Source organism: Rhodococcus sp. MH15 (assembly GCF_019266045.1).
Classification (GTDB): Bacteria; Actinomycetota; Actinomycetes; order Mycobacteriales; family Mycobacteriaceae; genus Rhodococcus_F; species Rhodococcus_F qingshengii.
In genome coordinates, this window is sequence record NZ_LPNP01000071.1 from 339,981 (window position 1) to 365,199 (window position 25,219).

The 25,219-nt window shown below is 62.6% G+C and carries 27 protein-coding genes; 6 read left to right on the top strand and 21 right to left on the bottom strand.

Translation table 11 applies throughout. The features are described 5' to 3' along the window. Window positions 1–16: 16 nt before the first annotated feature. Window positions 17–1,372: a sensor histidine kinase gene (locus tag ATN37_RS20635; protein ID WP_054781748.1), complete on the bottom strand. Its 1,356-nt coding sequence runs from the start codon at window positions 1,370–1,372 to the stop codon at window positions 17–19. Between the two features lie 24 nt (window positions 1,373–1,396). On the opposite strand from ATN37_RS20635, the gene ATN37_RS20640 reads away from it, so the two are divergent. Both ATN37_RS20640 and ATN37_RS20645 read left to right on the top strand, forming a co-directional pair. Further along, window positions 1,397–1,912, top strand: a complete 516-nt coding sequence (locus ATN37_RS20640; RefSeq protein WP_003945701.1) for a DUF4352 domain-containing protein — start codon at window positions 1,397–1,399, stop codon at window positions 1,910–1,912. Beyond that, window positions 1,909–2,391 carry a hypothetical protein gene (locus ATN37_RS20645; RefSeq protein WP_064688642.1) on the top strand — a complete coding sequence of 161 codons (483 nt, stop codon included), beginning with the start codon at window positions 1,909–1,911 and terminating at the stop codon, window positions 2,389–2,391. Before ATN37_RS20640 ends, ATN37_RS20645 begins: the two co-directional genes overlap by 4 nt. Here ATN37_RS20645 and ATN37_RS20650 read toward each other — a convergent pair. Together ATN37_RS20650 and ATN37_RS20655 are read right to left on the bottom strand one after the other, a co-directional pair. Further along, entirely contained in the window at window positions 2,366–2,800 is a 435-nt protein-coding gene (locus tag ATN37_RS20650) for an OsmC family protein (protein WP_042923588.1), read from the bottom strand. The two genes, ATN37_RS20645 and ATN37_RS20650, sit on opposite strands and share 26 nt — an antisense overlap. 98 nt (window positions 2,801–2,898) lie before the next feature. Further along, on the bottom strand, window positions 2,899–4,122 hold the full coding sequence (locus tag ATN37_RS20655) for a TetR/AcrR family transcriptional regulator (RefSeq protein WP_042923747.1): 1,224 nt from the start codon (window positions 4,120–4,122) through the stop codon (window positions 2,899–2,901). 339 nt (window positions 4,123–4,461) lie between these two features. Here ATN37_RS20655 and ATN37_RS20660 point away from each other — a divergent pair, with 339 nt between their 5' ends. The 3 genes from ATN37_RS20660 (at window position 4,462) to fadD5 (ending at window position 7,912) form a co-directional block, all read left to right on the top strand. Beyond that, complete coding sequence (locus ATN37_RS20660) at window positions 4,462–5,451, top strand: nitronate monooxygenase family protein (RefSeq protein ID WP_064075123.1); 990 nt, start codon at window positions 4,462–4,464, stop codon at window positions 5,449–5,451. Further along, entirely contained in the window at window positions 5,448–6,227 is a 780-nt protein-coding gene (locus tag ATN37_RS20665; protein ID WP_218695562.1) for an enoyl-CoA hydratase, read from the top strand. The genes ATN37_RS20660 and ATN37_RS20665 overlap by 4 nt, the downstream gene beginning before the upstream one ends. A 95-nt stretch (window positions 6,228–6,322) precedes the next feature. After that, window positions 6,323–7,912, top strand: coding sequence for a fatty-acid--CoA ligase FadD5 (fadD5, locus tag ATN37_RS20670; RefSeq protein WP_003945871.1), 1,590 nt, complete (start codon window positions 6,323–6,325; stop codon window positions 7,910–7,912). A 57-nt stretch (window positions 7,913–7,969) separates the two neighbouring features. Here fadD5 and ATN37_RS20675 read toward each other — a convergent pair whose 3' ends face one another. From ATN37_RS20675 to ATN37_RS20710, 8 genes are all read right to left on the bottom strand, one after another. Continuing rightward, on the bottom strand, window positions 7,970–8,449 hold the full coding sequence (locus tag ATN37_RS20675) for a nucleoside deaminase (RefSeq protein ID WP_054187906.1): 480 nt from the start codon (window positions 8,447–8,449) through the stop codon (window positions 7,970–7,972). Between the two features lie 77 nt (window positions 8,450–8,526). Continuing rightward, window positions 8,527–11,070, bottom strand: a complete 2,544-nt coding sequence (locus ATN37_RS20680) for an ATP-dependent Clp protease ATP-binding subunit (protein ID WP_003945604.1) — start codon at window positions 11,068–11,070, stop codon at window positions 8,527–8,529. Between the two features lie 297 nt (window positions 11,071–11,367). After that, window positions 11,368–12,225, bottom strand: a complete 858-nt coding sequence (locus tag ATN37_RS20685; RefSeq protein WP_218695563.1) for a triacylglycerol lipase — start codon at window positions 12,223–12,225, stop codon at window positions 11,368–11,370. Window positions 12,226–12,263: 38 nt separating this feature from the next. Next, window positions 12,264–13,160, bottom strand: a complete 897-nt coding sequence (locus tag ATN37_RS20690) for a triacylglycerol lipase (RefSeq protein ID WP_047269726.1) — start codon at window positions 13,158–13,160, stop codon at window positions 12,264–12,266. A gap of 150 nt (window positions 13,161–13,310) precedes the next feature. Then, window positions 13,311–13,649, bottom strand: coding sequence for an Lsr2 family protein (locus tag ATN37_RS20695; RefSeq protein ID WP_003945673.1), 339 nt, complete (start codon window positions 13,647–13,649; stop codon window positions 13,311–13,313). Between the two features lie 642 nt (window positions 13,650–14,291). Beyond that, on the bottom strand, window positions 14,292–15,803 hold the full coding sequence (gene lysS, locus ATN37_RS20700; RefSeq protein WP_003945834.1) for a lysine--tRNA ligase: 1,512 nt from the start codon (window positions 15,801–15,803) through the stop codon (window positions 14,292–14,294). 11 nt (window positions 15,804–15,814) lie between these two features. Next, window positions 15,815–16,318, bottom strand: coding sequence for a DUF1772 domain-containing protein (locus ATN37_RS20705; protein ID WP_054826783.1), 504 nt, complete (start codon window positions 16,316–16,318; stop codon window positions 15,815–15,817). Next, the gene (locus ATN37_RS20710; RefSeq protein WP_073512057.1) at window positions 16,315–17,148 is read right to left on the bottom strand and encodes an NAD(P)H-binding protein; all 834 of its coding nucleotides are present in this window, start codon (window positions 17,146–17,148) and stop codon (window positions 16,315–16,317) included. Before ATN37_RS20710 ends, ATN37_RS20705 begins: the two co-directional genes overlap by 4 nt. Before the next feature lie 80 nt (window positions 17,149–17,228). Here ATN37_RS20710 and ATN37_RS20715 point away from each other — a divergent pair, with 80 nt between their 5' ends. Further along, window positions 17,229–18,188: an AraC family transcriptional regulator gene (locus tag ATN37_RS20715; protein ID WP_070161946.1), complete on the top strand. Its 960-nt coding sequence runs from the start codon at window positions 17,229–17,231 to the stop codon at window positions 18,186–18,188. A 21-nt stretch (window positions 18,189–18,209) separates the two neighbouring features. Here ATN37_RS20715 and ATN37_RS20720 read toward each other — a convergent pair whose 3' ends face one another. The 10 genes from ATN37_RS20720 to folB form a co-directional block, all read right to left on the bottom strand. Then, a complete protein-coding gene (locus ATN37_RS20720; protein WP_003945445.1) occupies window positions 18,210–18,632 on the bottom strand; it encodes a rhodanese-like domain-containing protein in 423 nt (140 codons plus the stop codon). Further along, window positions 18,629–19,147, bottom strand: coding sequence for a cysteine dioxygenase family protein (locus ATN37_RS20725; protein WP_007726989.1), 519 nt, complete (start codon window positions 19,145–19,147; stop codon window positions 18,629–18,631). Before ATN37_RS20725 ends, ATN37_RS20720 begins: the two co-directional genes overlap by 4 nt. A gap of 261 nt (window positions 19,148–19,408) precedes the next feature. Then, entirely contained in the window at window positions 19,409–20,224 is an 816-nt protein-coding gene (locus tag ATN37_RS20730; protein WP_054187902.1) for a type III pantothenate kinase, read from the bottom strand. A 3-nt stretch (window positions 20,225–20,227) separates the two neighbouring features. Further along, a complete protein-coding gene (gene panD / locus ATN37_RS20735; RefSeq protein WP_003945761.1) occupies window positions 20,228–20,674 on the bottom strand; it encodes an aspartate 1-decarboxylase in 447 nt (148 codons plus the stop codon). 27 nt (window positions 20,675–20,701) lie between these two features. After that, window positions 20,702–21,634: a pantoate--beta-alanine ligase gene (panC, locus tag ATN37_RS20740; protein ID WP_003945953.1), complete on the bottom strand. Its 933-nt coding sequence runs from the start codon at window positions 21,632–21,634 to the stop codon at window positions 20,702–20,704. Further along, on the bottom strand, window positions 21,627–22,568 hold the full coding sequence (locus tag ATN37_RS20745) for a Rossmann-like and DUF2520 domain-containing protein (protein WP_218695564.1): 942 nt from the start codon (window positions 22,566–22,568) through the stop codon (window positions 21,627–21,629). The genes panC and ATN37_RS20745 overlap by 8 nt, the downstream gene beginning before the upstream one ends. A 110-nt stretch (window positions 22,569–22,678) precedes the next feature. Beyond that, window positions 22,679–23,800, bottom strand: coding sequence for a DUF6779 domain-containing protein (locus tag ATN37_RS20750; protein ID WP_218695565.1), 1,122 nt, complete (start codon window positions 23,798–23,800; stop codon window positions 22,679–22,681). A gap of 68 nt (window positions 23,801–23,868) precedes the next feature. After that, the gene (locus ATN37_RS20755) at window positions 23,869–24,336 is read right to left on the bottom strand and encodes a DUF3180 domain-containing protein (protein WP_153213529.1); all 468 of its coding nucleotides are present in this window, start codon (window positions 24,334–24,336) and stop codon (window positions 23,869–23,871) included. A 17-nt stretch (window positions 24,337–24,353) separates the two neighbouring features. Then, entirely contained in the window at window positions 24,354–24,857 is a 504-nt protein-coding gene (folK, locus tag ATN37_RS20760; protein ID WP_218695566.1) for a 2-amino-4-hydroxy-6-hydroxymethyldihydropteridine diphosphokinase, read from the bottom strand. Continuing rightward, window positions 24,854–25,219: a dihydroneopterin aldolase gene (gene folB / locus ATN37_RS20765; RefSeq protein ID WP_003945780.1), complete on the bottom strand. Its 366-nt coding sequence runs from the start codon at window positions 25,217–25,219 to the stop codon at window positions 24,854–24,856. The genes folK and folB overlap by 4 nt, the downstream gene beginning before the upstream one ends.

A 25,219-nucleotide genomic window follows, 5' to 3' on the forward strand; every position in this document is an offset into this window, starting at 1 on the left:
TCGGAGGGTGGGAGGGTTACGACGACCAGGGCACCCAGCAACTGACGAGGAAATCGTCCCCCAGCGCGCCTGCCTCCACCTTGCCGCCGATTTCTCTTGCCTGTTCGGCCAACCCGCGTAAGCCGGACCGCGAACCGATCGACGTCATGGGTGCAAGCTCGCTCAGCTTGTTGCGTGCGAGGATACGAATTCCGTCGTGCGGCGACCCGGTCACCGAAATGACGAGCATCTGGTCGCTCGCGTACTTCTGGACGTTGGTCAACGATTCCTGAACGACGCGATAACAGACGTGCCCCGCCAACATTCCGACATCACCCGGGAGCAACTCCGATTCGAGACGGCAGTGAATGCCCGCGGCGCGTGCACCGTTGACCAGATCGCCGATCGCGTCGATCCCCTGGTGCCCGCCGTGTTCGCGGCGATCACCGCTTCCCCTGAGCACTCCGACGATTCCCTTCAATTCGTCCAAAGCCTCGTGCGCGGTGGTTCTGATCATCGCAGCGGTGTTGACGACCTTCTCGGGATTGTCTGCCGCGCTGACCTGTAACCCACCGGCGAACAACGAAATCCGGCTCAGACTGGCCGCGATCGTGTCGTGCATGTCGCGCGCGATCCGCGTTCGTTCCTCGGTGCGAATCATCTCGTCGCGCATCACGTCTGTTTTCTCGGTGGCAAGATCCCGTACGTGCTCTGCCTCGACGAGTTCGGTTCTGGTCCGAATCAGGAGCGAGAGCGCCACGACGATGCCGACCATGACGGCTGCGACGAGCCACGGGATCCAGATGGCGACGTCGTATTGAACAACCGCCGAACCGTCCTTGGGTTTCATCGTTCCCATCGTGAGAACGGAGTACTCACGATTGCGAAAAGCGTCGTAGGTCAACGAAATTCCGCACGCGACGAAGACAGCTGCCGCAGCGGCAGCAAGCCGAGGCCCACGCGCGATCCGAGCAACGGCGAACAATGCGATGAGCGCCGCCGTCGCATCGGTGGGGAAGAACAACGGGCCGACCAGCGTGATCGCCAGAACCACCCAGGGATACTGATGGCGCCACACAAGCGATATCCCACCGGCCACGCCCAGGACGAACCCGATACCGACCAATACCGGTGGCATATTTCCCGACGCGCCTGCGATGCCCACCGTCATGAAGGAACAGAAAAGGCTGAACGCGACAGCGGCGGTAGTCCATACGCGTCGTCGCACAACGGTTCCTTTGGTGGTGATCACCGAGCAAGCGTATCCACCGCCACCGACGCCTCGAATCAGCCGAACGGGTGGACGAACCGCCAGGCTCCGACCGAAAGGATGAGGCGGACCGATCTTTCGACCGAAGCGGTGAGCAGTCCTCACATCGTTGACTTGTGCCATACCAACTCTCGAAAGGCGCACATCATGCGATCACTCCGCACTCCCCTCGCCCTCCTCGCCGTCGGCGCAGCCCTGTTCGCAACCATCGCCTCGGGCGAGACCGACGAAGCGAAGAAGGTCGACGACAACGGTTCTTCCGCCGCACCTGCGGCCGCCTTCGGAATCGGTGACGTCGTCGAACTGGGCGACTGGCGCGTCCAGGTACACGGCGTCGTCGATCCCTACGTCTCGACCAATCAGTTCATCACCGCTGATCCCGGAAACCGCTACGTCGTGGTCGACACCGAGGTCACCAACAACAGTGACAAGCCGTCGACGGTCTCGTCGATGATGTGCTTCGAACTGCAGGACTCGGCAAACAAGTCGTACAACATCACGTTCACCGACAGCAGCACGTCGAGTGTCGACGGAGAGCTTGCGCCGGGCGCTGCCAAGCGAGGCGAATTGGCGTACGAGGTCCCCGAAGCCGCCACCGGTCTGCGCCTTCAGTTCAAGTGCGATCTGTTCTCGTCCGGCTCGGCAACCATCAACCTGTCGTGAATCGTCCGGGCGATCTGCTGCTGAATCCGTGGGCACTGGTCTCGGTGGCCGTCATCTTGATCAACGACCACGTACTCAAAGGGGCATTCGGGAACACGATGACGGGCAAGCTGTCCGACGTCGCCGGTGTGTTCCTGCTTCCCCTGCTTCTGCTCTCGGTTCTCGAGGTGCTCAGGCGAAGTCTGGTGGGGCGAGCAGCGATCGCCTGGTCCATCGCGGTCACGGGGATCGGCTTCGCCGCCGTGAAGGTGATACCGCCGATCGGCGACGCATACGAGTGGGTGATCGGGTTTCTCCGCCTGACCGCAGGAGGATTCCGCGGAGATCTCTTGCCGATCCTGGTCTATCGCGATCCCTCGGACCTGTGGGTGCTCCCGATCCTGTTCGCGAGCTATCTGGTCGTCACACACCACCGCACTCGGGCGCCGGAGGGGGCGCCCGAGCGCGAGATGATCAGTCCAGGGCCGCATCCAACGTGATGTCGACGCCGGTCAGTGCCTTGCTGACCGGGCAGGTTTCCTTGGCCGCCTGGGCAACCTTGGCAAAACCGTCGGCGTCGAGGCCGTCGACCTCGGCGCGAACGGTGAGCTTGATTCCGGTGAGCTTGAATCCGACCGCGTCGGGGCCGAGTGACACGTCCGCGGTGATGTCGAGGCTCTGCGGGGTCCCGCCGGCCTCGGCGATCAGGGCCGACAACTGCATCGCGTAGCAGGACGAATGCGCCGCGGCGATGAGTTCCTCGGGGCTGGTGGTTCCGCCGGCCTCCTCAGCTGCGCGCTTGGGGAACGACACGTCGAAGGTGGCGACGCCCGAGCTGGTGAGTTCCACCTGCCCCGATCCGGCCTCGAGGGTGCCGTTCCAGGCGGTGCGTGCGGTACGAGTTGGCATTGCTGTCCCTACTTCCGTCTTCACATGATTCGGTGAACGCCTTGCGATCACGAACCTACCCGCGATACGTGAAGTCACACCTACTGTTTCGGACGGGACTACCCGAGGAGCGTCGCGGACAGCAGTTTCTCGACGCGGGCCTGCGCGGAGTTCTCCGAGGAAAAGTGCACGATTCGGCCGATGTCGAAGACCAGTCCGAGCGCCGCGTGGACGAGAAACCGCGCTTGGACGATCGACAACTCCGGACGCGCCTCGACACACAAGTGCGCCCACTCCTCGACGTTCAAACGCTGAATGTTGCGCAACTCGGTCCGTGATCGATCCGGCAAACTGCCGATCTCGGCAAAGTACACGGCCAACAGTTCGCTGGTTCCGAACGAAACCTCGACGTACATCTTCGCCAACGTCTCGACGGCCGCGAGAGGAGTCTCCGACTCAGCCAACGCCGAGCCCAACGTCATAGTCAGACGATCGGACGCACGGTGGAAGGCCGCAGCAAGAAGGTCGGCCTTGCTCGCGAAGTGCCGATACACACTCGACGCGTTGATACCCGCCGCGGCACCGATCTCCTCGATGCTCACGTCGTGGTAGCCGCGCTGATAGAACAGCAACACTGCTTCCTGAAGCAGCACTTCGCGTTTCGACGTCCGTACGAGGCCTGTTTTGCGTTCGGACGCCCCTGCCCTCGCGCCGTCCTCCTCGGCAGCGGGCAATTCGACGCCGATGACGGACCAGCATGCCGCAAGAATCAGCGCTTCGATCTGCTTGGCGGACAACGCGGATCGATGACCGGTGATACTGGCGATCACACTGAGCACGGCGGGCGCGATGAGTTCTACATCCGCCGGGTCGAGTTCCGGACGAACCGCTGCCAGCGGCTCGGCGATCCGAAGATTGAGCGTGCGCATTCCCACCCGCAATTGCTCACGATCCTCGTCGACCAGATACCTGCCCTCCCATCGGTAGAGCCCTCCCCGGCGCCGATTCTCGATCGTCGCGCGGATGACACCCACCATAGTGGAGTTCAACTGCTCGCGTGGATTTTCGTTTCCGTGCACAGCTGGATCGCTGGCATCCAACAACGCCTGCGTCAGGTTGTTCACGGTGTAGACGAACAGGGCGTATTTCGTGGGGAAATGACGATAGAGGGCCGGACCGGAAATTCCGACCTTCGCTGCGATCTCGTCGATGCCCACCGCGTGGTAGCCACGTTCGCTGAATGCTTCCGCAGCAGCGGCCGCGATTTGCGCCTTCCGATTCTTCGGACGCGTCCGTGGTGCAGGGTCGCCGCCACGCACGGAGACGCGTGTCTGTCCGGGCACCTGACCCTCCACTTCCGTTGCTTTCTCTTGCACTGCCTTCGTCCGCTGCACCGCACTTCCACGGGCGCGAGTCCGAACGGATCATGTTAACCGTCGCGAAGGTCGCAATTCGCGCCCGGTACTGCTTCACCCGAAACCCTACAACGCAGTTGTAGCGGCGGACGGATTCCGGAAAAAGAGTCTTGACACCCACTCTCTCAGCGGTGTTATGTTAGTGACGATTCGCACAACCTCGCACGTAGTCCGCTGGCGGGCTCGTTCCCTGCGGCGTGAAGTTTTCTTCGCCCGCAAGAGGGTTCGATGCCGAATGACCGACCGTAAGAAAGTAGTTGTGAGCAGATGATTCGCACTCGCTTCACCGAAATGTTCGGCGTTGACCATCCCATCGTGCAAGGGGGCATGATGTGGGTGGGACGGGCAGAACTTGTTGCGGCCACGGCAAATTCCGGCGCCCTCGGGTTCTTGACGGGCCTCACTCAACCCACACCGGAAGACCTCGTCAAGGAAATTGCTCGAACCCGCGATCTCACCGACAAGCCTTTCGGCGTAAATCTCACTATTCTGCCGTCGATCACGCCGCCGCCGTACGCCGAATACCGCCAGGCGATCATCGAATCCGGGATCAAGATCGTCGAAACCGCCGGTTCCAATCCGATCGATCATCTTCCGCATTTCAAGGACGCGGGCGTGAAGGTTATCCACAAGTGCACTGCAGTTCGACATGCGGTCAAAGCCGAGAGACTGGGCGTCGACGCCGTCAGCATCGACGGCTTCGAATGCGCCGGGCACCCAGGCGAGGACGACATACCAGGGCTCATTCTGATTCCGGCGGCCACGCAGCAACTCACGATTCCGGTGATCGCTTCAGGCGGAATCGCAGATTCACGTGGACTCGTCGCGGCGCTTGCGCTCGGAGCAGACGGCGTCAACATGGGAACTCGCTTCATGTGTACCGCGGAATCCCCTGTCGCACAATCGGTTAAAGAGCAGATTGTCGCAAACACCGAACGCGACACCAAGCTGATCTTCCGGACGCTTCACAACACCGCGCGCGTAGCCGCGAATGCGATCAGTGCCGAGGTCGTCGACATCGAAGCACGTGGCGACGCGCAGTTCAGCGACATTCAGCATCTGGTAGCCGGAGCCCGCGGACGCAAGGTCTTCGAGGACGGCGACCTCGATGCAGGCATCTGGTCCGCCGGACAGAGCCAAGGATTGATCAACGACATCCCGACCGTGGCCGACATGATCGACCGCATGGTCTCGGAGGCCGAACACCTCATCACCTCACGGCTTTCCGGATTCGTCACGGCTGTGAGCGCGGCATGACCGCCACCGCCGAGACGGGCTTTCGCTCCGAAATCACCGACGGTGTACTGCGATTGACCTTCGACCGCCCGAAGCGGATGAACGCGATCGATCTGCCCACGATGACTGCTTTCACAGCTGCCGTCCACGACGGCGGCGCAGACCCGGCCGTTCGCACCATCGTCATCACCGGATCCGGTCGAGCGTTCTGCACCGGAGCCGACCTCGCCGCAGCGGCCGTCAACCCCGCAGACCCGAAAGTCGTCATGGATGCGGCGACGTCGCTGATTCGCGCCATCACCAGCGCCCCGGTCCCGGTGATCGCCGCGGTCAACGGCCCGGCCGCCGGCGTCGGCGTGTCCATCGCTCTAGCCGCGGACCTGACGTACGCCGCATCGAGCGCCTATTTCCTCCTCTCCTTCGTCAACATCGGCTTGATGCCCGACGGCGGCGCCAGTGCGTTGGTACCGGCAGCGATCGGACGCGCCCGAGCGGCCGAGATGGCATTGCTGGGCGAGCGAGTTTCCGCCGAGGACGCAGAGCGGTTCGGGCTCGTGTCCCGCACCGTCGCCGACGACGCGTTCGACGCACTCGTCGACTCCGTCGTCGATCGCACGTCGAAGGCTCCCCGACGCGCCCTCGAACTCACCAAGCGCGCACTCAATGCGGCGACACTGGACCGCCTCGATGCTGCGCTGGAGCTCGAAAATACCGGTCAGGCAGAACTTCTCACTGGCGAGGACTTCAAAGAAGGCGCGATGGCGATGCTGCAGAAACGCGCGCCCCACTTCAAGTAATCACTGCGAATTTTCGTTAACAAAACCACTGTACGAATCGACGGCTCACTGTAGCCTGAGTCACACAATCACCCACGCATGAGAGGAACCCATCGATGGCCTCCACCGATGCAGTCTCCGAGGCGCAGCGTTCACGCCGCACCAACTGGAACAATCAGATCGCCAGGCATGCGCAGATGATTCCCGATCGCACCGCACTGCGATTCCTGGGCGATTCCATCACCTGGAGCACCCTCGACGCACGCGTCGAGAAGCTGGCGGACGCTCTTGCCCGACGCGGCGTCAGCTTCGGCGACCGCGTGCTCATCCTGATGCTCAACCGCCCCGAATACCTCGAGGTCGTGCTCGCGACCAACGCACTGGGCGCCATCGCTGTTCCGGTGAACTTCCGTCTGACACCACCCGAGGTCGCTTATCTGGTAAACGACTCCGGCTCCAAAGTCATTGTCGCCGAAGGACCGTTGGCTCCGTTGGCCGGAGCTGCGCGAGCCGCGTCCGAGGGTATCGACATCTCCATCACCGTAGGCGCCCCCGCCGAGGGTGACAGCCTGAATTACGAGGACTTGATCAGCGAAGAGGGCGAGTCGCACGCGTTCGTCGACATCCCGGACGACACTCCTGCACTCATCATGTACACCTCGGGAACCACCGGTCGCCCCAAGGGCTCGGTGCTCTCCCACTCCAACCTGTCTTCGCAAGCATTGACCTGTATCAGGGCCTTCCACCTGTTCAATGCCGATTCCATCGGCTTCTGTGCGTCGCCCATGTTCCACATCGCAGCCCTCGGTTCCATAGCGCCGAGCCTGCAACTCGGCACGACCACGGTGATCCATCCGGTCGGCGCATTCGACCCGGGTCAACTACTCGACATTCTGGAAGCCGAGAAGGTCACCAGCTTGTTCCTCGTGCCCGTGCAATGGCAGGCCGTGTGCGCAGTACAGAAGGCGCAACCTCGAGCACTGTCGCTGAAGAACATCTCGTGGGGCGCCGCACCGTCGTCCGATACGATCCTGCGGGCAATGGCCGAAACCTTCCCGGACGCATTCAATGTCGCGGTCTTCGGTCAGACCGAGATGTCGCCCATCACTTGCGTTCTCGACGGCGAGGATGCGATTCGTAAGCTCGGATCCGTCGGTCGGGTCATCCCGACCATCTCGGCCAGGGTCGTCGACGAGAACATGGACGACGTGGCGCCCGGTGAAATCGGTGAAATCGTCTACCGCGGGCCCACGATGATGAGCGAATACTGGAACAACCCCACCGCCACCGCTGACGCCTTCCACGGTGGATGGTTCCACTCCGGCGATCTCGTTCGAGTCGACGACGAAGGCTTCGTCTACGTCGTGGATCGCAAGAAGGACATGATCATCTCCGGCGGAGAGAACATCTACTGCGCGGAGGTGGAAAACGTTCTCTACGAACACGAATTGATCGTCGAAGCGGCCGTCGTCGGTCGCCCCGACGCCAAGTGGGGCGAGGTGCCGGTAGCGATCGTCGCGATGGCGCCAGGTTCAGCCGTGGACCTGACCATCGAGGAGCTGAGCAGCTTCCTCAACGATCGTCTCGCGCGCTACAAGCACCCGAAGGACATCGTCGTCGTGGAAGCACTGCCGCGCAATGCAAGCGGCAAGGTCGTCAAGGGTGAACTGCGAGAGAAGGTTCGAGCGGTCGACGCAGTTTCCTGACTTCACACGCAAACGGGCGGCACCTCCAGCGAGGTGCCGCCCGTTTGTGTGTGCCCGTCAAGCGCTCTGCGAATGCAACTTCCGATGCAGTTCTCGCACCAGCGGAACCAACTCCGGCACCGGGCCTTCGACCGGGACGTTCGGCGCAACCTCGTTGACGGACAGAGACTTCACCGGCGCCGGGGACACACCCCACTCCGCGAGCCAGTCGCCGAGTTGAGCCGAAGAGCAGATGTAGACGATACGTCCGAGGCCCACCCACGCGTGCGCGGCCGAACACATCGCGCAGTGCTCTCCCGAGGTGAACACCGTTGCCGTCGAACGCTCTTCCGGCGTCAGGTACTGAGCCGCCCACCGAGCCAGCTCGAACTCGGGGTGGCGAGTGTTGTCGCCGCCCGCGATCCGGTTTCGATCTTCCGCCAGAAATGTTCCGTCGGCCGCTGCCAGGACGGAACCGAAAGGTTCGTCGCCCGCATCCAATGCTTCCGTTGCCAATTCGACGCAACGACGCAGGTGACCCAGTTCGATGTCGTTCATGTGTACGCCCTCTCCCGTGATACACGAAACGGGCGGCACCGGTGAGGTGCCGCCCGTTCGTTACCTACTCTGCTGTACTACTCTGCTGCGCTTTCGCTTTCGCCGGCCTTGGTCAGCTCGATCGGCGGTGCGTCCGGCACGTCGATCGGCTTCTTGGTGGGCGTGAACGTGAACTTCGCGTCCTCACCCGAGCCTTCGCCGTCCCAGTTCTCGACGTCGACGAGCACGATGTGGCCGGGTCCGATCTCTCCGAAGAGGATCTTCTCGGACATCTGGTCCTCGATCTCGCGCTGGATGGTGCGACGCAGCGGTCGTGCACCCAGTACCGGATCGAATCCGCGCTTGGCCAGAAGCGACTTGGCCTTGTCGGTGACCTCCATGGCCATGTCCTTGTTCTTGAGTGCCGCCTCGACGCGAGCGAGCATCAGGTCGACCATCTGAACGATCTGCTCGTTCGTGAGCTGATGGAAGACGACGATGTCGTCGATACGGTTCAAGAACTCGGGACGGAAGTGCTTCTTCAGCTCGTCGTGAACCTTGAGCTTCATGCGCTCGTAGTTCGACTCCGTGCCCGTTCCCGAGCTGAAGCCCAGGCCGACTGCCTTGGAGATGTCAGACGTACCGAGGTTGGACGTGAAGATCAGCACCGTGTTCTTGAAGTCGACGGTACGTCCCTGACCGTCGGTGAGACGGCCGTCCTCGAGGACCTGCAGGAGGGTGTTGTAGATCTCCTGGTGTGCCTTCTCGATCTCGTCGAACAGGACAACGCTGAACGGCTTGCGGCGCACCTTCTCGGTGAGCTGGCCACCCTCTTCGTATCCGACGTACCCGGGAGGGGCACCGAACAGACGCGAAGCGGTGAAGCGGTCGTGGAACTCGCCCATGTCGATCTGGATCAAGGCGTCGTCGTCACCGAACAGGAAGTTGGCGAGCGACTTCGCGAGCTCCGTCTTACCGACACCGGACGGGCCGGCGAAGATGAACGAGCCCGAGGGACGCTTGGGATCCTTCAGACCTGCACGCGTACGACGGATCGCCTTCGAGACGGACTTGACCGCCTCTTCCTGGCCGATGATCCGCTTGTGCAGTTCCTCTTCCATGCGGAGCAGACGAGTGGTCTCCTCCTCGGTGAGCTTGAAGACGGGGATACCGGTCCAGTTGCCCAGAACCTCGGCGATCTGCTCGTCGTCGACCTCGGCAATGACGTCCAGGTCGCCCGCACGCCACTGCTTCTCACGCTCAGCGCGCTGAGCAACGAGGGTCTTCTCCTTGTCACGCAGGTTCGCAGCCTTCTCGAAGTCCTGCGCGTCGATCGCGGACTCCTTCTCGCGACGCGCGTCGGCGATGCGATCGTCGAATTCGCGCAGGTCCGGCGGTGCAGTCATCCGACGGATGCGCATTCGCGCGCCCGCCTCGTCGATGAGGTCGATCGCCTTGTCCGGCAAGAAACGGTCGTTGATGTAGCGGTCGGCCAGCGTCGCCGCTGCCACGAGAGCACCGTCCGTGATGGAGACACGGTGGTGAGCCTCGTAGCGGTCACGAAGACCCTTGAGGATCTCGATGGTGTGCTCGACGGTCGGCTCGCCCACCTGAACGGGCTGGAAACGACGCTCGAGAGCAGCATCCTTCTCGATGTACTTGCGGTACTCGTCGAGCGTGGTGGCACCGATGGTCTGCAGCTCACCGCGAGCAAGCTTGGGCTTGAGGATGGAGGCCGCGTCGATAGCGCCTTCGGCCGCGCCCGCACCCACGAGGGTGTGCAGCTCGTCGATGAACAGGATGATGTCGCCGCGGGTGTTGATCTCCTTGAGAACCTTCTTCAGGCGCTCTTCGAAGTCACCGCGGTAACGGCTGCCGGCCACGAGCGACCCGAGGTCGAGCGTGTACAGCTGCTTGTCCTTGAGGGTCTCGGGGACCTCACCGTTGACGATTGCCTGAGCCAGGCCCTCGACCACAGCGGTCTTACCGACACCGGGTTCGCCGATGAGAACCGGGTTGTTCTTGGTACGACGCGAGAGAACCTGCATGACACGCTCGATTTCCTTCGAGCGGCCGATGACCGGGTCCAGCTTGCCTTCGAGGGCAGCTTGCGTCAGGTTGCGACCGAACTGGTCGAGCACGAGCGAGGTGGACGGCGTGCCGGCCTCTCCGCGGGTGCCACCGGTTTCGGTGGGCTCTTTGCCCTGGTAGCCCGACAGCAGCTGGATGACCTGCTGGCGGACGCGGTTGAGATCGGCACCGAGCTTGACCAGAACCTGGGCTGCTACGCCCTCACCCTCACGGATGAGACCGAGCAGGATGTGCTCCGTACCGATGTAGTTGTGTCCGAGCTGCAGCGCTTCGCGCAGACTCAGCTCGAGGACTTTCTTGGCGCGCGGTGTGAAGGGGATGTGACCGGACGGAGCCTGCTGGCCCTGGCCGATGATCTCCTCGACCTGGCTGCGGACTCCCTCGAGGGAGATACCCAACGACTCCAACGACTTGGCTGCGACACCTTCGCCCTCGTGAATGAGGCCGAGAAGGATGTGCTCCGTGCCGATGTAGTTGTGGTTGAGCATCCTGGCTTCTTCTTGAGCCAGGACAACAACGCGCCGCGCGCGATCGGTGAACCTCTCGAACATCGCTCTCCCTCACACTCTCCGGCGGGCAGGTTCGAGACCGGATGTCTCGTCCCTGGTCGCCGCGTTTCGCTCCGGCACTACAGACTGATCGCCTCGCCGGTCAGCGGACTGACGTCCACGAATCGACAAAGGTTGCACGACCCCACTTATTACTCTAGAGGGCGCGAAGTCCACCTGCTGCTCCTCCACCCGATTGGCGGCGGAAGCCGGACTGCTTACCGTTCACAACGTCGCAGCTGAGGGAATCGTTTCCCGGTTCCTGTACGCCTGAAGCGAACAGCGATTTTCGACGCCTGATCAGCCGAATATCGGGAGTACCCGAGCGCACGGCACCTCACGCGGATTCGACGGATCCAGCGCGTTGAGCGTCAGAGCCGCCGTTCGCTGCGACGCCACCAGCGCGATGTGATCCGACAGGTCCTGCTCGCAACCGTCCTGAACAACTATGTTCGACGCGTTCGACGCGGCCAGTATTCCGCTGCTGTACGGAACGACCACTTGATCGAACCGAGTCACGATGTTGGTGTACTCGACGTCATCGGAGTAGACGCCCGCGTCGCGCAGTTCGGTGACGAAGCTGGCGTTGTCGAAATCCGGTCCCCCGACGCCTTCCGGCGGGCCGACCTCCGAGCCGTCCCACAACGGAGCGATGGAGACGATCTTGGAAACGTGCGTGTCACCGCCGAGGAACTTGGCGTAGTAGGCACTGACCGTCGTCCCCTGGGAGTGCCCGATCAGGTCGACCTTCGAGGCACCCGTCGCAGAGAGAACGTCGTCGACGAAGTCCGACAGCTGCCCTGCGCTGTCTCCGAGTGGTGCGAGACCGCCGGCTGCGGAAATCGGCCACGGCTGGTCCGTTCGATTCCCGAAGGTGAGCGCAAAAACGCAGTATCCCTCGTTGGCCAGTACGGGTGCGAGTACGCCCCAATTGGTCTGACGGTTGGCCGCCGTCCCGTGCACCAGGACGACTGGATCAGGATGAGCAGCGGAAGGCGTGCACGAGAAGTCGTTGGTGCCAGGGGCCGATCCGCCCGGGTTGGTCGCTTCGAGGGCGATTCCACTGAGGAAACCGGACGGGACGGGAAGAGGTTCGTTCGCCGACGCAAGAGACGGCGCGGACACGGCCACGGCTCCCGCCACAGCGAGAGCGCCCACGCATGTTCGAATCCCCACCGAAGGCCTCCGCATAGTGATCAACCCACGACGGGCAATACCGAGTTGCACGGTACCGGCCGCTGATGCGCGGGGTCGAGTGCATTGAGAGCAAAAGTCGCGGCGCGCAGCGATGCCGCGATGGCGAGGTGATCGGAGATGTCTTGCTCACAACCGTCCTGGACGACGATGTTGGTGGCGTTCGGCCCAGGCTCCAGCCCATTTGTATACGGCAGCACCAGTTCGTCGTAGCGGGTCGTGATGTTCGTGTAGTGAACGCCCGGCGCGTAAACGCCTCCCGCACGGAGATTTTCGATGAACTCCGAGCCTGCCCCCATGTTCAGACATGCCTTGCAGATCGGGAATCCGGCCTGCGCTGCCTCGGATACCCCGAGTTCGCGAAGGCTGCGGCCGACACTTGCCTGCTCGTTTCCGAGCGTTCCCTTCCACAGCGACGCCACCGAGACGATGTTGTCCACTTTGTCGGCACCACCGAGGAACTTCGCGTAGTACCCGTTGATGATGGTGCCCTGGGAATGTCCGATCAGATCTACCGATGTAGCACCCGTGGCATCAAGTACTTGATCGACAAAATTCGACAATTGCGCTGCGCTGGAAGGAATTTCCTGCATTCCACCGATGGCCGACAACGGCCACGGCTGCTCGGGGAAGTTGCCGTATGTCAGCGCGAAGACGCAGTAGCCCTCGTTGGCGAGCAACGGCGCATAGGTGGCCCAGTTGGTCTGCCTGTTTCCACCCGTTCCGTGAACGAGCACAACCGGATTGGGATGTTCGGCAGTCGGTTTACACGAAAAGTCATTGGATCCAGGAGCTGAACCGCCAGGATTTCCCAACTCCTGAGGAACACCGGCAAGGAAGGCATTGGGCACGGGCAACGGGGCCTGAGCCGAAGCCACGGAGGTGAACCCGACGAGCATCAGAGCGGCAAGAACCACGCCCCCGAACAACCTGTTTCTGTGCACGACCGACTCCTCTACGAGAGATGCGAACCGTGCAGACGCTAACAAACTAGAACGCGTTATCAATCCGTTTCGGCAAAATGCGCCCGAATCCATTCGCGATCCATTTCAGACGGCCTTTTCGTAGGCTCGGCGCACCTCGGTGGAAATACGACCGCGGGCCGAAATCTCGAAGCCTGCACCCTTGGCCCATTCGCGGATGGCGGCACTCTGATCGCGGTCCGCAACGGGACGGGATTTGGTCACCGCTCCGTTGACTGATTTGGCGGAATTCGACTTTCTCGCATGAGGAATCCACTTTTTCAGTGCATCGCGCAGTTCCGCGGCGTGGGCGGCGGTGAGATCGATTTCGTAAGCAACTCCGTCGACGGAAAACTCCACAGTTTCGTCGGCGGGCGATTTTTTGTCCAGATCGTCAACCATCGTGACAACAACCTTTTTCACCACGACCATTCCTCCCCAGATCCTTCGATAAGCAGCGACAATAGCACCTGGACAAACGTCCTGTCTCGGCTCGTCAGGATGATTGGGACTGATCTCCGCCGGGTATGCCAGTCGACTTGTCTTGCGACAAAGACAGTGCCGATACGTTCTTTGCGGCGCATCGGGGGATGCATCCAGACGGGGGAATCATGACAGACGACGGCTCGAGAAAAGACCTCTACCGAGCGCAATCTTCGCCTCCAAGAACGGCACTCTCGCCAGTATCGCTTACGGCGGACCCACGAATTTCACCATCTCCGGACGCCCTGCGATCCGGTACACCCCAACCGTCACAAATATCCCGGCGGACAACGAATGCGATCCGCCCTCAGCACAATTCGATGTCGTCACCACACCCGGATACTCCACAGCCGAGGTCATGGTCTTCCTTGTCCAGTCGGATCGGGGACTACCTGACGCACTCAACCAGGGCACGATCGACCAAATCATCGCAACAATTCGAGAGTCCGAAACTCGGGCGACCGCGCATGGATGAATCCTTTGCCGCAGGCGAATGTCGTTGGGAACTATCGAATACCTTGGGAGCGCCTCAACTGAAAAAGGTTCGGCCGCAACATGTGCGGCCGAACCTTGATCGAAGTAAAGCTAGCGAGCGGACGGACGAACGATCGGGAAGAGGATCGTCTCGCGAATACCGAGACCAGTCAAAGCCATCAGCAGTCGATCGATTCCCATGCCGGTGCCGGTGGTCGGCGGCATGCCCTGTTCCATCGCGGCGAGGAACTCCTCGTCCAGCACCATCGCTTCGTCGTCGCCTGCCGACGCGAGGCGCGCCTGGTCGACAAAGCGCTCACGCTGGATGACCGGGTCGACAAGTTCGGAGTAGCCGGTCGCCAACTCGAATCCGCGGATGTACAGGTCCCACTTCTCGGTGACACCCTTCTTGCTGCGGTGATCACGGGTCAGGGGCGATGTCTCGACCGGGAAGTCACGGACGAACGTCGGCACGTACAGCTGATCGCCGCACTGGTGCTCCCACAGCTCCTCGACGAGCTTGCCGTGGCCGTAACCCTTGTCCTTGGGAACCTCGAGGCCGACCTTCTCCGCCAGAGCGAGAAGCTCGTCGACCGTCGTATCCGGCGTGACCTCGGTGCCGATGGCAGCCGACAGCGACGGGTACATCTCGAGAACCTGCCACTCGCCACTGACGTCGTACTCGGAACCGTCGGCGAGGGTGAGGACCTGCGTGCCGAATGCTTCCTGCGCAACTTCCTGGACGAGTTCACGAATCATCTTCGCGGAATCGTCGTACGTGCCGTAGGCCTCGTACGTCTCGAGCATCGCGAACTCGGGCGAGTGAGTGGAGTCGACGCCCTCGTTGCGGAAGTTGCGGTTGATCTCGAAGACCTTCTCGATACCGCCGACGACGCAACGCTTGAGGAACAGTTCCGGCGCGATACGCAGGTACAGGTCGATGTCGAGGGCGTTCGAATGCGTGACGAACGGGCGAGCTGCCGCGCCGCCGTGCAGCGTCTGCAGCATCGGCGTCTCGACCTCGAGGAAGCCGCGGCTCTCGAGTGCATTGCGCAGCGCACGGACAACAGCGACGCGCTTGCGGGCGTTGTCCCGAGCCTCGGGGCGAACGATCAGATCCGCGTAGCGCTGACGCACCCGGGACTCTTCGCTCATTTCCTTGTGAGCAACCGGCAGGGGGCGCAGCGACTTGGACGCGATCTGCCACGCGTCAGCCATCACGCTGAGCTCGCCGCGACGGGAGCTGATGACCTCACCGTGGATGAAGACGAAGTCGCCGAGGTCGACGTCGGACTTCCAGGCAGCCAGTGCCTCTTCGCCGACGCCGGCGAGGCTGATCATGGCCTGCAGCTGGGTACCGTCGCCTTCCTGCAGAGTCGCGAAGCACAACTTGCCGGTGTTGCGCATGAAGATGACGCGGCCGACGACGCCGACCAGCACACCAGTCGCCGTGTCCGGCTCGAGTTCCGGGTACTCCGCGCGGATCTGCGCGAGCGTGTGGGTGCGATCGACCGAAACCGGGTACGCCTCCTGCCCCTGCGCCAGGATCCGTTCACGCTTCTCGCGCCGGATACGGAGCTGCTCGGGGGTGTCGTCGACTGGCTGGGCTTCTACATCACTCACGGGGTACAAGACTACTGGGCCGTGTCCACCGCGTTTGTTGCTGGTAGCACCGCGGCCACCGCGAGCACGATTCCCGACAGCAGGTACAGCCCGACCCGAACGTGATTCCACATAGTCCAACCCGCCTCGTACGACGCCCATGCGGCCGCGTCGGTAGTGCTGACCGAGGCAAACGCGTCGTTGCGAGGGACGTGGTAGATCGCGGTCACCGCGAAGGACGCGAGCACACCGACGCAACCGACGACAGCAAGGACCCAGCCGTCCGGTCTGGAGATCGCTGCCCAGATTCCAGCGGCGATCGCGGTGAGCGCCGATCCGACCAGCGGCAGCATCAACGCACTACGCGGCGCTTCGACGTTGATCGCCTGCATCGACGTGATCGCGGTATGTGCATCGACCGACCGCAGAGCGGGCATCACGAAGGACGAGAAGGCAAACAACGCACCACCGGCGACGAGCGCGCCGAGCGCAGTCACCCCGAGCAGCAGCTCCAAGAAAATCTCGGATTTCTTCACGACCAGACCCCCGTTCGGGCAGCCTCGGCGGCAAAAGTGGTGAAATCTCGCGCGGGTCGTTCCAGGACCTCTTCGACGACGCCGGTCACACTTTGATTTCGTCCGTCGAGAACCTCGGCAAACAGGTACCTGAGTAACTCCACGACGTCACTCGGGACGCCGACCTCCGCCATGCCGTCGGAAAACTGTTTGAGTCCAATTCTTTCGAATGTCACGAGACGACCCGACGCCGTCGAAATCGCATCCACCGCCGCCGCGAAAGTGAGCAACTCCGGACCTGTCACCTCGAGAACTCGGCCAAGGAGGTCGGTTCGAGTCAATGCGGCCACCGCCACGTCGGCGAGATCGTCGACGTCGATGAACGGCTCCCCCACCTCACCGACCGGAAGTGCCAGGTGGCCTTCCCGAATCGGATCGAGTAGGTACCCCTCACTGAAGTTCTGGGCAAACCAACTGGCCCGCACCACAGCCCATTCCAGACCGCTGTCGGCGAGAACCTGCTCGGCTTTCTGCGCCGCCGGTTCACCGCGCCCGGACAGGAGCACCATGCGACGAACCCCTTCGCGGTACGCAAGCTCCGCGAACTCCTCGATGTGGGCGCTCGATTCCGGAACAGCCAGATCTGGCGCATACGTCACATATGCCACGTCGACGCCGGACACTGCTGGCTGCCACGTCGTCTGATCGTTCCAGTCGAAACGCGCCCCGGATGTTCTCGATGCGATTCGGGTACGGATTCCCACCGCCGTCAGCCTCTGCGCAACGCGCGCACCGGTCTTGCCGGTACCACCGATCACTACTGCCGATTGAATGTCGCTTGTTGTCGTCATGCACTCATTCGACCGCGGAGCGTCAATACGATCCATGGCCGAAGGTCGCAAAAACATACGCCAGCGTCTACCGTCGAAGCATGGATGCATTGTCGATGATGCTGGCGGGATCGCGGGCGGAGGGCGCTTTTCTACTGCGCTCGCTGCTCGATCCACCGTGGTCATTACGTATCGAGGACCACGCACCGATCACCGTGCTGGTTCTGGTTCGAGGCAGCGCGGTCGTCGTCTCCGACACCGGACAGACAGAAGATCTCGAGGCCGGCGACGTTGCACTGTTGCGCGGCCCCGATCCGTATACGGTCGCCGATCACCCGGACACACCAGTCCACGTACTGATCGACGAAGCACAGAATTGCGCTGCGGTCGACGGCACAGCACTCGAGGACATGTCGGTTCTCGGCGTTCGCACCTGGGGCAACTCGACCAGTGGTCAGACCGTCATGCTCACGGGCACATACCGTTTGGACTCCTATGTCAGCCGTCAGATCCTCGACAGCCTGATACCCGTCGCGGTAGTCCGTCGCAGCATGGAAACCACGCCGATGACGACGCTTCTGGAACAACAAATCGCCGCGGACGGGCCAGGGCAGGAAGTGTTGTTGGACAGGCTCCTCGACCTGGTTCTGATCTCGGCGGTCCGTACGTGGTTCGCGGCGAACCCGGATCGATCGCCGCGTTGGATCAAGGCCTACGAGGATCCCGTCATCGGGCATGCCTTGCGGCTCATACACAATCGGCCGGAGCACCCCTGGACGGTCGCGGCTTTGGCCCAGGAGTCCGGCTGTTCGCGAGCGGCCTTCGCGCGCAGGTTCACCAGCCTCATGGGGATCGGACCGGTTGGCTATCTGACCGAGTGGCGCTTGTCGGTGGCGGCGGATCTGCTCGCAGACCCGGCACGAACGGTGTCGTCGATCGCGCGAGAAGTGGGTTACTCGAGCCCCTTTGCCCTCACAACCGCGTTCACCCGTCATCACGGAATGAGCCCGAAGATGTACCGCCAGACCCGCTGTGCGCCTTTATTAACCGCCCGCGGTTAATAAAGGCGCACAGCAAATACCTCAATGAGCCGAAACCGCCGCCAACTCGCGGGAGCAATGACGAACTCCGCTCAGCGCACCGAGCAGGCCGGCGGCCTTGATCGCCTGGTACCCGCCCACGAGATCGGTGGCCTTGTGCAGACCCAACTGTTGCAACGACGCTGCGGCCAGGCTCGAGGTGTAGCCCTCGGAGCAGACGATCACCCACTCGACGTCGTGGTCGGTGGCCAACGCGAGGTGTGCGCTGCTGGTGGGGTCGAGGCGCCATTCGAGCACGTTCCGCTCGATCGCGAGTGCACCGGGAAGAGTTCCCTCGATGGCGCGCTGCGCCTGCGGGCGAATGTCGACGAAGATCGCGCCGCGGTGGAAGGCTTCGGTGAGCTGGAAGACGTACATACGATCGATCTGTGCGCGAGCGTCGTCGAGCATTTGGTCGATGGTCATTTGGTGCCCCCCTCGGGCAGGTCGGTCAGCTCGGTACGGGTGCGGCGAAGTGTCCGGTGATCCGTCACTTCGTAGAAGGACATTGCCGTCAGCGGCGGCGAGTAGGCGTGAACGCTCAGAGTCGGTGCATCAGAGCTGATTTCGATCGGAGCACCGGGAGCATCCGTCGAACGCACGACATCGTGAACCCATCCGAGCGGGAACGAAGCCTGATCGCCGGCGTCGAGCTGGCGTTCCACCAGGGCGTCACCGGCCCAACGGAATTCGGTGAGCGAACCACTGAGGACGGTCAAGGCACCGAACGAGCCTGCGTGGTCGTGCAATTCGGTGTTGCGTTCGGGCACCCAACTGATGAGCCACACATCGACGTCGTCGTCCGCGTGCAAGCGGGTGGACCAGCGGTCGAGCGTCGGGAAGGTGTCGGGGATGAGGTGATCGAAACGGCCGTCGAGCACGCCGTTTGCTCCCTCGTCGGTCAGACGCAGCAGATCGGCCGGGCGAAGGCGGGTAGGCAACGACGCACCACTCGGGCGACGTCCGGACGCCCCACGGTTAGCGCTACGACCTGCGGAAACAGCACGGTCAGCAGTAAGAGTCGGGGCCAAAACAGAGAGATCTGCAGAATATGTGGATAGCACGAGCTAGCTCCAAGGAATGTGAATTGGTCAAGGCAGCGGTCAGCCTCGACAACACTCCTGAGCACCCATGCAGCGATTCACGAGCACCATTGTGGCATAACTTTTGCAATCGCGAAACCGCTGGAACGAAACCATCGATCAGGCGACGGGTCGTCGACCGGATCCACGACGCGCCTGATTGCGCTCGAAGACCAACCTCAGCCCCTCGAGGGTGAGGTCCCGTTCGAGGTGATCGATGGTGTCGGATTCGGGAATGATCAGCGGTGCGCTGTCCCCGGTCGCGATCACGGAGACGTCGTCACCACCGAACTCCGATAGTTCGTCGCGGACGCGGTTGACCAATCCGTCGACGAGGCCTGCAAAGCCGAATACCGCACCGGACTGCATGCATTCGACGGTATTCTTGCCGACCACCGAACGCGGGCGCACCAATTCGACCTTGCGCAGCGCAGCGGACTGCGACGCCAAGGCATCGGTCGAGATCTCGAGTCCGGGCGCGATGCAGCCGCCCAGAAACTCACCCTTGGCGGAAACGACGTCGACACAGGTCGACGTACCGAAGTCCACGACAATGCACGGCCCCTCGTAAAGATGGTGAGCGGCAAGGCTGTTGACGATCCGGTCGGCTCCCACCTCTTTGGGGTTGTCCACCAGCAGTGGCACACCGGTGCGAATACCCGGTTCGACCACCACATGGGGAACGTGACCCCAGTACCGCTCGAGCATCACACGGATTTCACGCAAGACGGACGGCACTGTCGACAGCGCCGCAACGCCGGTGATCTGATCGACATGAGAACCCAACAGCCCACGGAAGGTCAACGCCAACTCGTCGGCAGTCATCCGAGGATCGGTTCGCATTCGCCAGTCCTGCAACAGCTTCGAATACTCACCAGTCCCGGAGAACAGACCGAGAACGATGTTGGTGTTCCGGACGTCGACCGTGAGCAGCATGGATTACACCAGGCTGGATTCGCGCGAGGCCTCGAGCGTCGACAGCATGCGTGGGGTGATCAGACCCGAACCCTCCGGCGCGTGAGCCGGGTCGGAACCGAGTTCGATCTGCTTGTTGTCGGCATCGACGAAGACTACGCGCGGGGAGTACTCCTTGACTTCCTGCTCGTTCATCACGCCGTAGGCGATGAGGATGACCAGGTCGCCTGGCTTGACCAGATGCGCTGCCGCACCGTTGATTCCGATGACACCAGTTCCGCGCTCGCCGGCAATGACGTACGTCTCGAGACGCGCACCGTTGTCGATGTCGACGATGCACACCTGTTCGCCTTCGAGGAGGTCTGCGGCGTCCATCAGATCCTGGTCGACGGTGACGGAGCCGACGTAATGCAGGTCGGCGTGAGTCACGGTGGCGCGGTGGATCTTCGACTTCATCATCGTGCGAAACATATCCAGGTCCTTACTCGTGAAAAGTGCTCAGTGAGACAGCAGGTCGTCGATGGCGTCGGCGGATGGGTCGGTGTCACGCTCGAGGAAGCCGGTTCCCACCGCGACACCGACGTTGTCGATCAAACGGGTGGTTCCGAGCTTGGCGGCCACCAACAGTCGGCCGTCACCTCGCTCGGGCGCGGGGCCCAGATCGACGCCCCGAACCTCGAGGTAGTCGACCTCGATTTCCGGAACAGCTGCCAGAACAGCGCGTGCGGTTTCCAGGATTGCTTCCGCTCCCCCAGCCGCCGCGTGTGCACCGGCGATCAGAGCGGCGGACAGCGCGACCGCTGCCGCGCGCTGGTTCTCGTCGAGGTAGCGATTGCGAGAGGACAACGCGAGACCGTCGAACTCGCGAACCGTCGGAACTCCGATGATCTGTACATCGAAGTTGAGATCCCACACCATCTGACGGATGAGCGTCAGCTGCTGGTAGTCCTTCTCACCGAAGTACGCGTGATTGGGTGCCGCGATCTGCAGCAGCTTCGCCACTACCGTCAGCATTCCCGCGAAGTGAGTGGGGCGCGCTCCGCCTTCGAGTTCGCTACCCAACGGGCCCGGCACGATGGTGGTGCGCTGACCACGCGGGTACATCGTCTTGGCGCTCGGCGCGAACACCAATTCGACGCCCTCGGCGCGCAACAGGTCGAGATCCGCATCGAGAGTGCGCGGGTACGCGTCCAGGTCTTCACCGGCACCGAACTGGAGCGGGTTCACGAAGATGGAAACGATCACGACGGCGCCGGTGACCTTGGCCTGACGAACCAGTTCGATGTGGCCGGCATGCAGCGCACCCATCGTCGGAACGAGCGCCACCTGACGCCCGACACCTCGCAGTGCCCGCGAGACGCGCCGAAGCTTGTCCGGATCGTGGTGCACCGTCAGTTCGCCGCGCTTGTATCCGCCCTGCAGATCACTCACGACGGTCACCTCCCGTTTCAGTCAAGATGTCGAACAATTCGGTGGGGGCGCCCACCCGCTGGGCCGATCGCAAGGACATCGCCCGATAGCCGGCAGCGAGCTCCGGATCCAGGTCTGTCAGTATGCGCAAATGTGTGTCGACGGCAGCAGCGTCGCCGCGTGCCACCGGGCCGGTCAACGCCGAGGGACCGCGTCGTAGCGCGTTGTCCAAGGCCGCCGACAGCAGCGGCTGCAGGACTCGCTCGGCCACTCCACCCGGATCGCCGTCGACCAACTGCTGACCGAGCAGCTCGTCACCTTGCAACGACGCTCGCAGTGCCTCGACGGCGTCGACCACGAGCGTGACCAGGTGATTACTGCCGTGAGCCAGTGCGGCGTGGTAGAGCGCGCGGTTCTCCTCGCGCACTCGGACGGGCTCGCCGCCGATCTCGAGGACCAGTGACTGCGCGATCGCGTAACCGATGTCGTCGGCAGCCGTGATTCCGAAGCAGGCCGACGACAGCCGTGCGGTGTCCTCGTCGTGACCGGTGAACGTCATCGCCGGATGGATAGCCAGGGGCAGTGCGCCCAGTTCGGTGAGTGGAGTCAGGATCGCGATCCCGTTGGCACCGGACGTATGGGCGACGAGCGTGCCGGGCTTGACGGCATGGGTGGCCGCCAGACCTCGAACAAGATCCGCAAGTTGATCGTCAGGAACGGCGAGAATCAGCAACTCGGAACGAGCTGCGACGTCGGCAGCCGGAAGAATTTCGGTATCGGGAAGCCGCTTCACAGCGCGGGCAACCGAGGCGCTGGAAACGGCGGAGCAAGCGCTGACAACATGACCGGCTCGCTCCAATGCGGCACCGACAGCTGTTCCGACCCGGCCTGCGGAGACAATTCCTACCGTCAATCGCGCAGGTGCAGGTCCATTAGTGATCCCGAAGGAAGTCACCGGATTCCTCTCGTTCGTTCCAGTCCCGCTCGGCGGGTACCAGACGTTCTGCGTCCGAGGATATCCTTCGCCCGAACCGTCATGCCATGGCCGGGCGAGTGATCTGCGACTCAGTCCTCTCGGCGACGGCGTCGACCGGAGCCTTCGGACGGGTTGTTCGAACTCAGATTCGCCATGATTTCGGCGACGGTCAATCCGTTGGAATGAGCACCACTGGCGGCATCTTCCGGAGCAGCACGGCGACGACGTCGCGGCTCCGCGTCAGGCTCCGCAGCGGATTCGGGTTCAGCTTCCGCGACAGCTTCGGGAACAACCGCGCGAACAACCTCGGGCACCTCTTCGACGACAGCGTCTTCGATGACGGCATCTTCGATGTTCGGGGCCTGGGCGGGAGCCTTGACTTCAGGCTCGACCGGCGCGACCGGCTCCGAATCCTTCTTCACCGAAACGTCTTTCACCGTTCGTGTCGGCGAGGAACTCACCGGAGAACTCGGTGCTTGGTTCCCGCTCTGGGGCTTCTGCGTCTCTTGTGACTTCTGCGTCTCTCGAGACTTCTGGGTCGGGATGACGCGCGGCGCCACGAAGCTGCTGTCACGCCACGACGTCTCCGCGAACACGACGGTTGTCTCTGCAGTCACCGGATCGTCGTTGGGCGAAGCCAAGCCGCCGACGTTCGGTGCCGGTTGGCTGGGCCCGCTCTGGCCGGCGCCGGGAACGTACAACCCCGACGGTGCCGGCTGGTACGCGCCGTACGAACTACCGCCAAGTTCCGGCACTCGCGTCGAATCGGTCTTGAGCGCGGTCTGTTCGGGCAGCAGCCCACCTTCGAACAGTGCTTCGAGGTTTCGGCGCAGCGCCACCAATTCGGCGCGCAACCCGGCCAGCTCCTCCGCGTCCGCGGTCACCTCACGTCGCACGCGACCTTCGACGCTCAGTTCGTACTCGCGTCGAGCAGAAATTTCACGTTCGAGCTGCAGTTCGTACACGGTCTGCAGATCGGCAACCTTGGCTTTGTCCAGTGCCGACTCACGCCGATACTTGGTCATGGCGATAGCGCCGAGGGTGGCTGCCCACAGAGCGACGACCAGACCCACCCGAAGAAGCTGAACGCTGTTGCTGAAAATCAGAAACAGCGAAGCAATGACAGCAAGTGCCAGAAGAGCAGCAATGATCATCTGGCTCGCGCTGCGCTTGCTTCGGCGCGCAGACTTCGATCGACCAGAATTTGTCATGGTTGCCAGGGTACTTGCCGAGACCGGGGTCGCCACGTACCTCGGTGGGTGATTTGCCGACCAGGCTGTCAGTGCGCAGGCTCGTCAGGTGTATCTTCCGGCGTCTTGCAACAATGTTCGAGCCACAGAGCTGCCGCTACCAGCGCAATTGCGGCGCCCAACCCCACCCACGCGCCCGGCGTGTCGGAGGCTGCAGCCTGCAGAACCGAGCGCTGTGGGATGAGATACACCAGCACTCCGACCCAGACACCGACGGTAGCTGAACCGACCAAAGCGGATGCTTTGGCCAATGCCAGCGCTCGGGCGGCGGTGATCGGATGAAGCTGTCTGAGCCCGTCGCCGACCTGCCGGTTCTTGACGCGTGAACGAATGACAAAAGCGAAGACGGCCTCGGCAACGGCGACGAAGTAGAGCGACGCTCCCGCATAAACGGGGATGGGCGGCATCGAACCGTAGAACACGCGAATCAGAATCCAGGTGGCCACGGCCGCCACTGCGGCGAGTACCGCGAGTTCACTGATCCGGGTCGGCTTCAAACCCTTGTCTTTTTCGGTCACCGCGCAAGCACCACATCGGTAGTGCGGACACCTTCGCGCTCAGTGCGATCGAGGCCGTCGAGAATTTGTGCCACCGGCAACTTCTGGCCGTCGACGATCAGCGTCGCGTCAGGCTCGACGTCCAGCCAGGGAACGAGAACGAATGCCCGAAGATGCGCGCGCGGATGCGGAAGTGTGAGCACGGGATCGGAACTGACGACGCCTTCGCAGTCGACTACGTCCACGTCCAGGCTCCGTGGCCCCCACCGCTGTTCGCGCACCCGGTCTGCGGCTTCCTCGAGAGCTTGCGAGCGGCGAAGCCATTCAGCGGCATCGGCTTCGGGATCGTCGACCACCACCACCGCGTTGTAGAAATCCTGCTGCTCGACGCCACCCCACGGCGCGGTCGAGTAGACCGGTGAAACAGCAACGAGGGCGCTGCCCAACCCGTCGACAACGGACTGCAGGTGAGCCACGCTGTCGCCGATGTTGGAACCGATCGACAGAACAGCGCGCGTCATGCCGATCGGGTCCGATGCGCGACGACGGCAACGTCCGCAAAAACCAGCGGAATCGGTGCCGACGGTTTGTGGACAACAACCTCGACGCTCTCGACTCGCGAATCTTTCATGACGTCGTCGGCGATCTCCGCGGCGACGGTCTCGATGAGATCGCGCGACGGGCCGGCGACTATCGCTGCGGCGGCTTCCGCCAACTCGCCGTAGTGCAGGGTCTGCGTCAGGTCGTCCGACGCCGCGGCGGGAGCCAAGTCCATCCATACGGTGATGTCGATGAAGAAGTCCTGACCGTCACGCTTCTCGTGGTCGAACACTCCGTGATTGCCGCGAACCTTCAGTCCGCGCAATTCGATTCGGTCCCCCAT

Bases quoted from the DNA above. Each gene is read 5' to 3' on its own strand.
- ATN37_RS20635 (WP_054781748.1), bottom strand. From the start codon at position 1,372: ATGGCACAAGTCAACGATGTGAGGACTGCTCACCGCTTCGGTCGAAAG.
- ATN37_RS20640 (WP_003945701.1), top strand. From the start codon at position 1,397: ATGCGATCACTCCGCACTCCCCTCGCCCTCCTCGCCGTCGGCGCAGCC.
- ATN37_RS20650 (WP_042923588.1), bottom strand. From the start codon at position 2,800: ATGCCAACTCGTACCGCACGCACCGCCTGGAACGGCACCCTCGAGGCC.
- ATN37_RS20660 (WP_064075123.1), top strand. From the start codon at position 4,462: ATGATTCGCACTCGCTTCACCGAAATGTTCGGCGTTGACCATCCCATC.
- ATN37_RS20665 (WP_218695562.1), top strand. From the start codon at position 5,448: ATGACCGCCACCGCCGAGACGGGCTTTCGCTCCGAAATCACCGACGGT.
- fadD5 (WP_003945871.1), top strand. From the start codon at position 6,323: ATGGCCTCCACCGATGCAGTCTCCGAGGCGCAGCGTTCACGCCGCACC.
- ATN37_RS20675 (WP_054187906.1), bottom strand. From the start codon at position 8,449: ATGAACGACATCGAACTGGGTCACCTGCGTCGTTGCGTCGAATTGGCA.
- ATN37_RS20680 (WP_003945604.1), bottom strand. From the start codon at position 11,070: ATGTTCGAGAGGTTCACCGATCGCGCGCGGCGCGTTGTTGTCCTGGCT.
- ATN37_RS20690 (WP_047269726.1), bottom strand. From the start codon at position 13,160: ATGCTCGTCGGGTTCACCTCCGTGGCTTCGGCTCAGGCCCCGTTGCCC.
- ATN37_RS20710 (WP_073512057.1), bottom strand. From the start codon at position 17,148: ATGACGACAACAAGCGACATTCAATCGGCAGTAGTGATCGGTGGTACC.
- ATN37_RS20715 (WP_070161946.1), top strand. From the start codon at position 17,229: ATGGATGCATTGTCGATGATGCTGGCGGGATCGCGGGCGGAGGGCGCT.
- ATN37_RS20720 (WP_003945445.1), bottom strand. From the start codon at position 18,632: ATGACCATCGACCAAATGCTCGACGACGCTCGCGCACAGATCGATCGT.
- ATN37_RS20730 (WP_054187902.1), bottom strand. From the start codon at position 20,224: ATGCTGCTCACGGTCGACGTCCGGAACACCAACATCGTTCTCGGTCTG.
- panD (WP_003945761.1), bottom strand. From the start codon at position 20,674: ATGTTTCGCACGATGATGAAGTCGAAGATCCACCGCGCCACCGTGACT.
- ATN37_RS20750 (WP_218695565.1), bottom strand. From the start codon at position 23,800: ATGACAAATTCTGGTCGATCGAAGTCTGCGCGCCGAAGCAAGCGCAGC.
- folK (WP_218695566.1), bottom strand. From the start codon at position 24,857: ATGACGCGCGCTGTTCTGTCGATCGGTTCCAACATCGGCGACAGCGTG.
- folB (WP_003945780.1), bottom strand. From the start codon at position 25,219: ATGGGGGACCGAATCGAATTGCGCGGACTGAAGGTTCGCGGCAATCAC.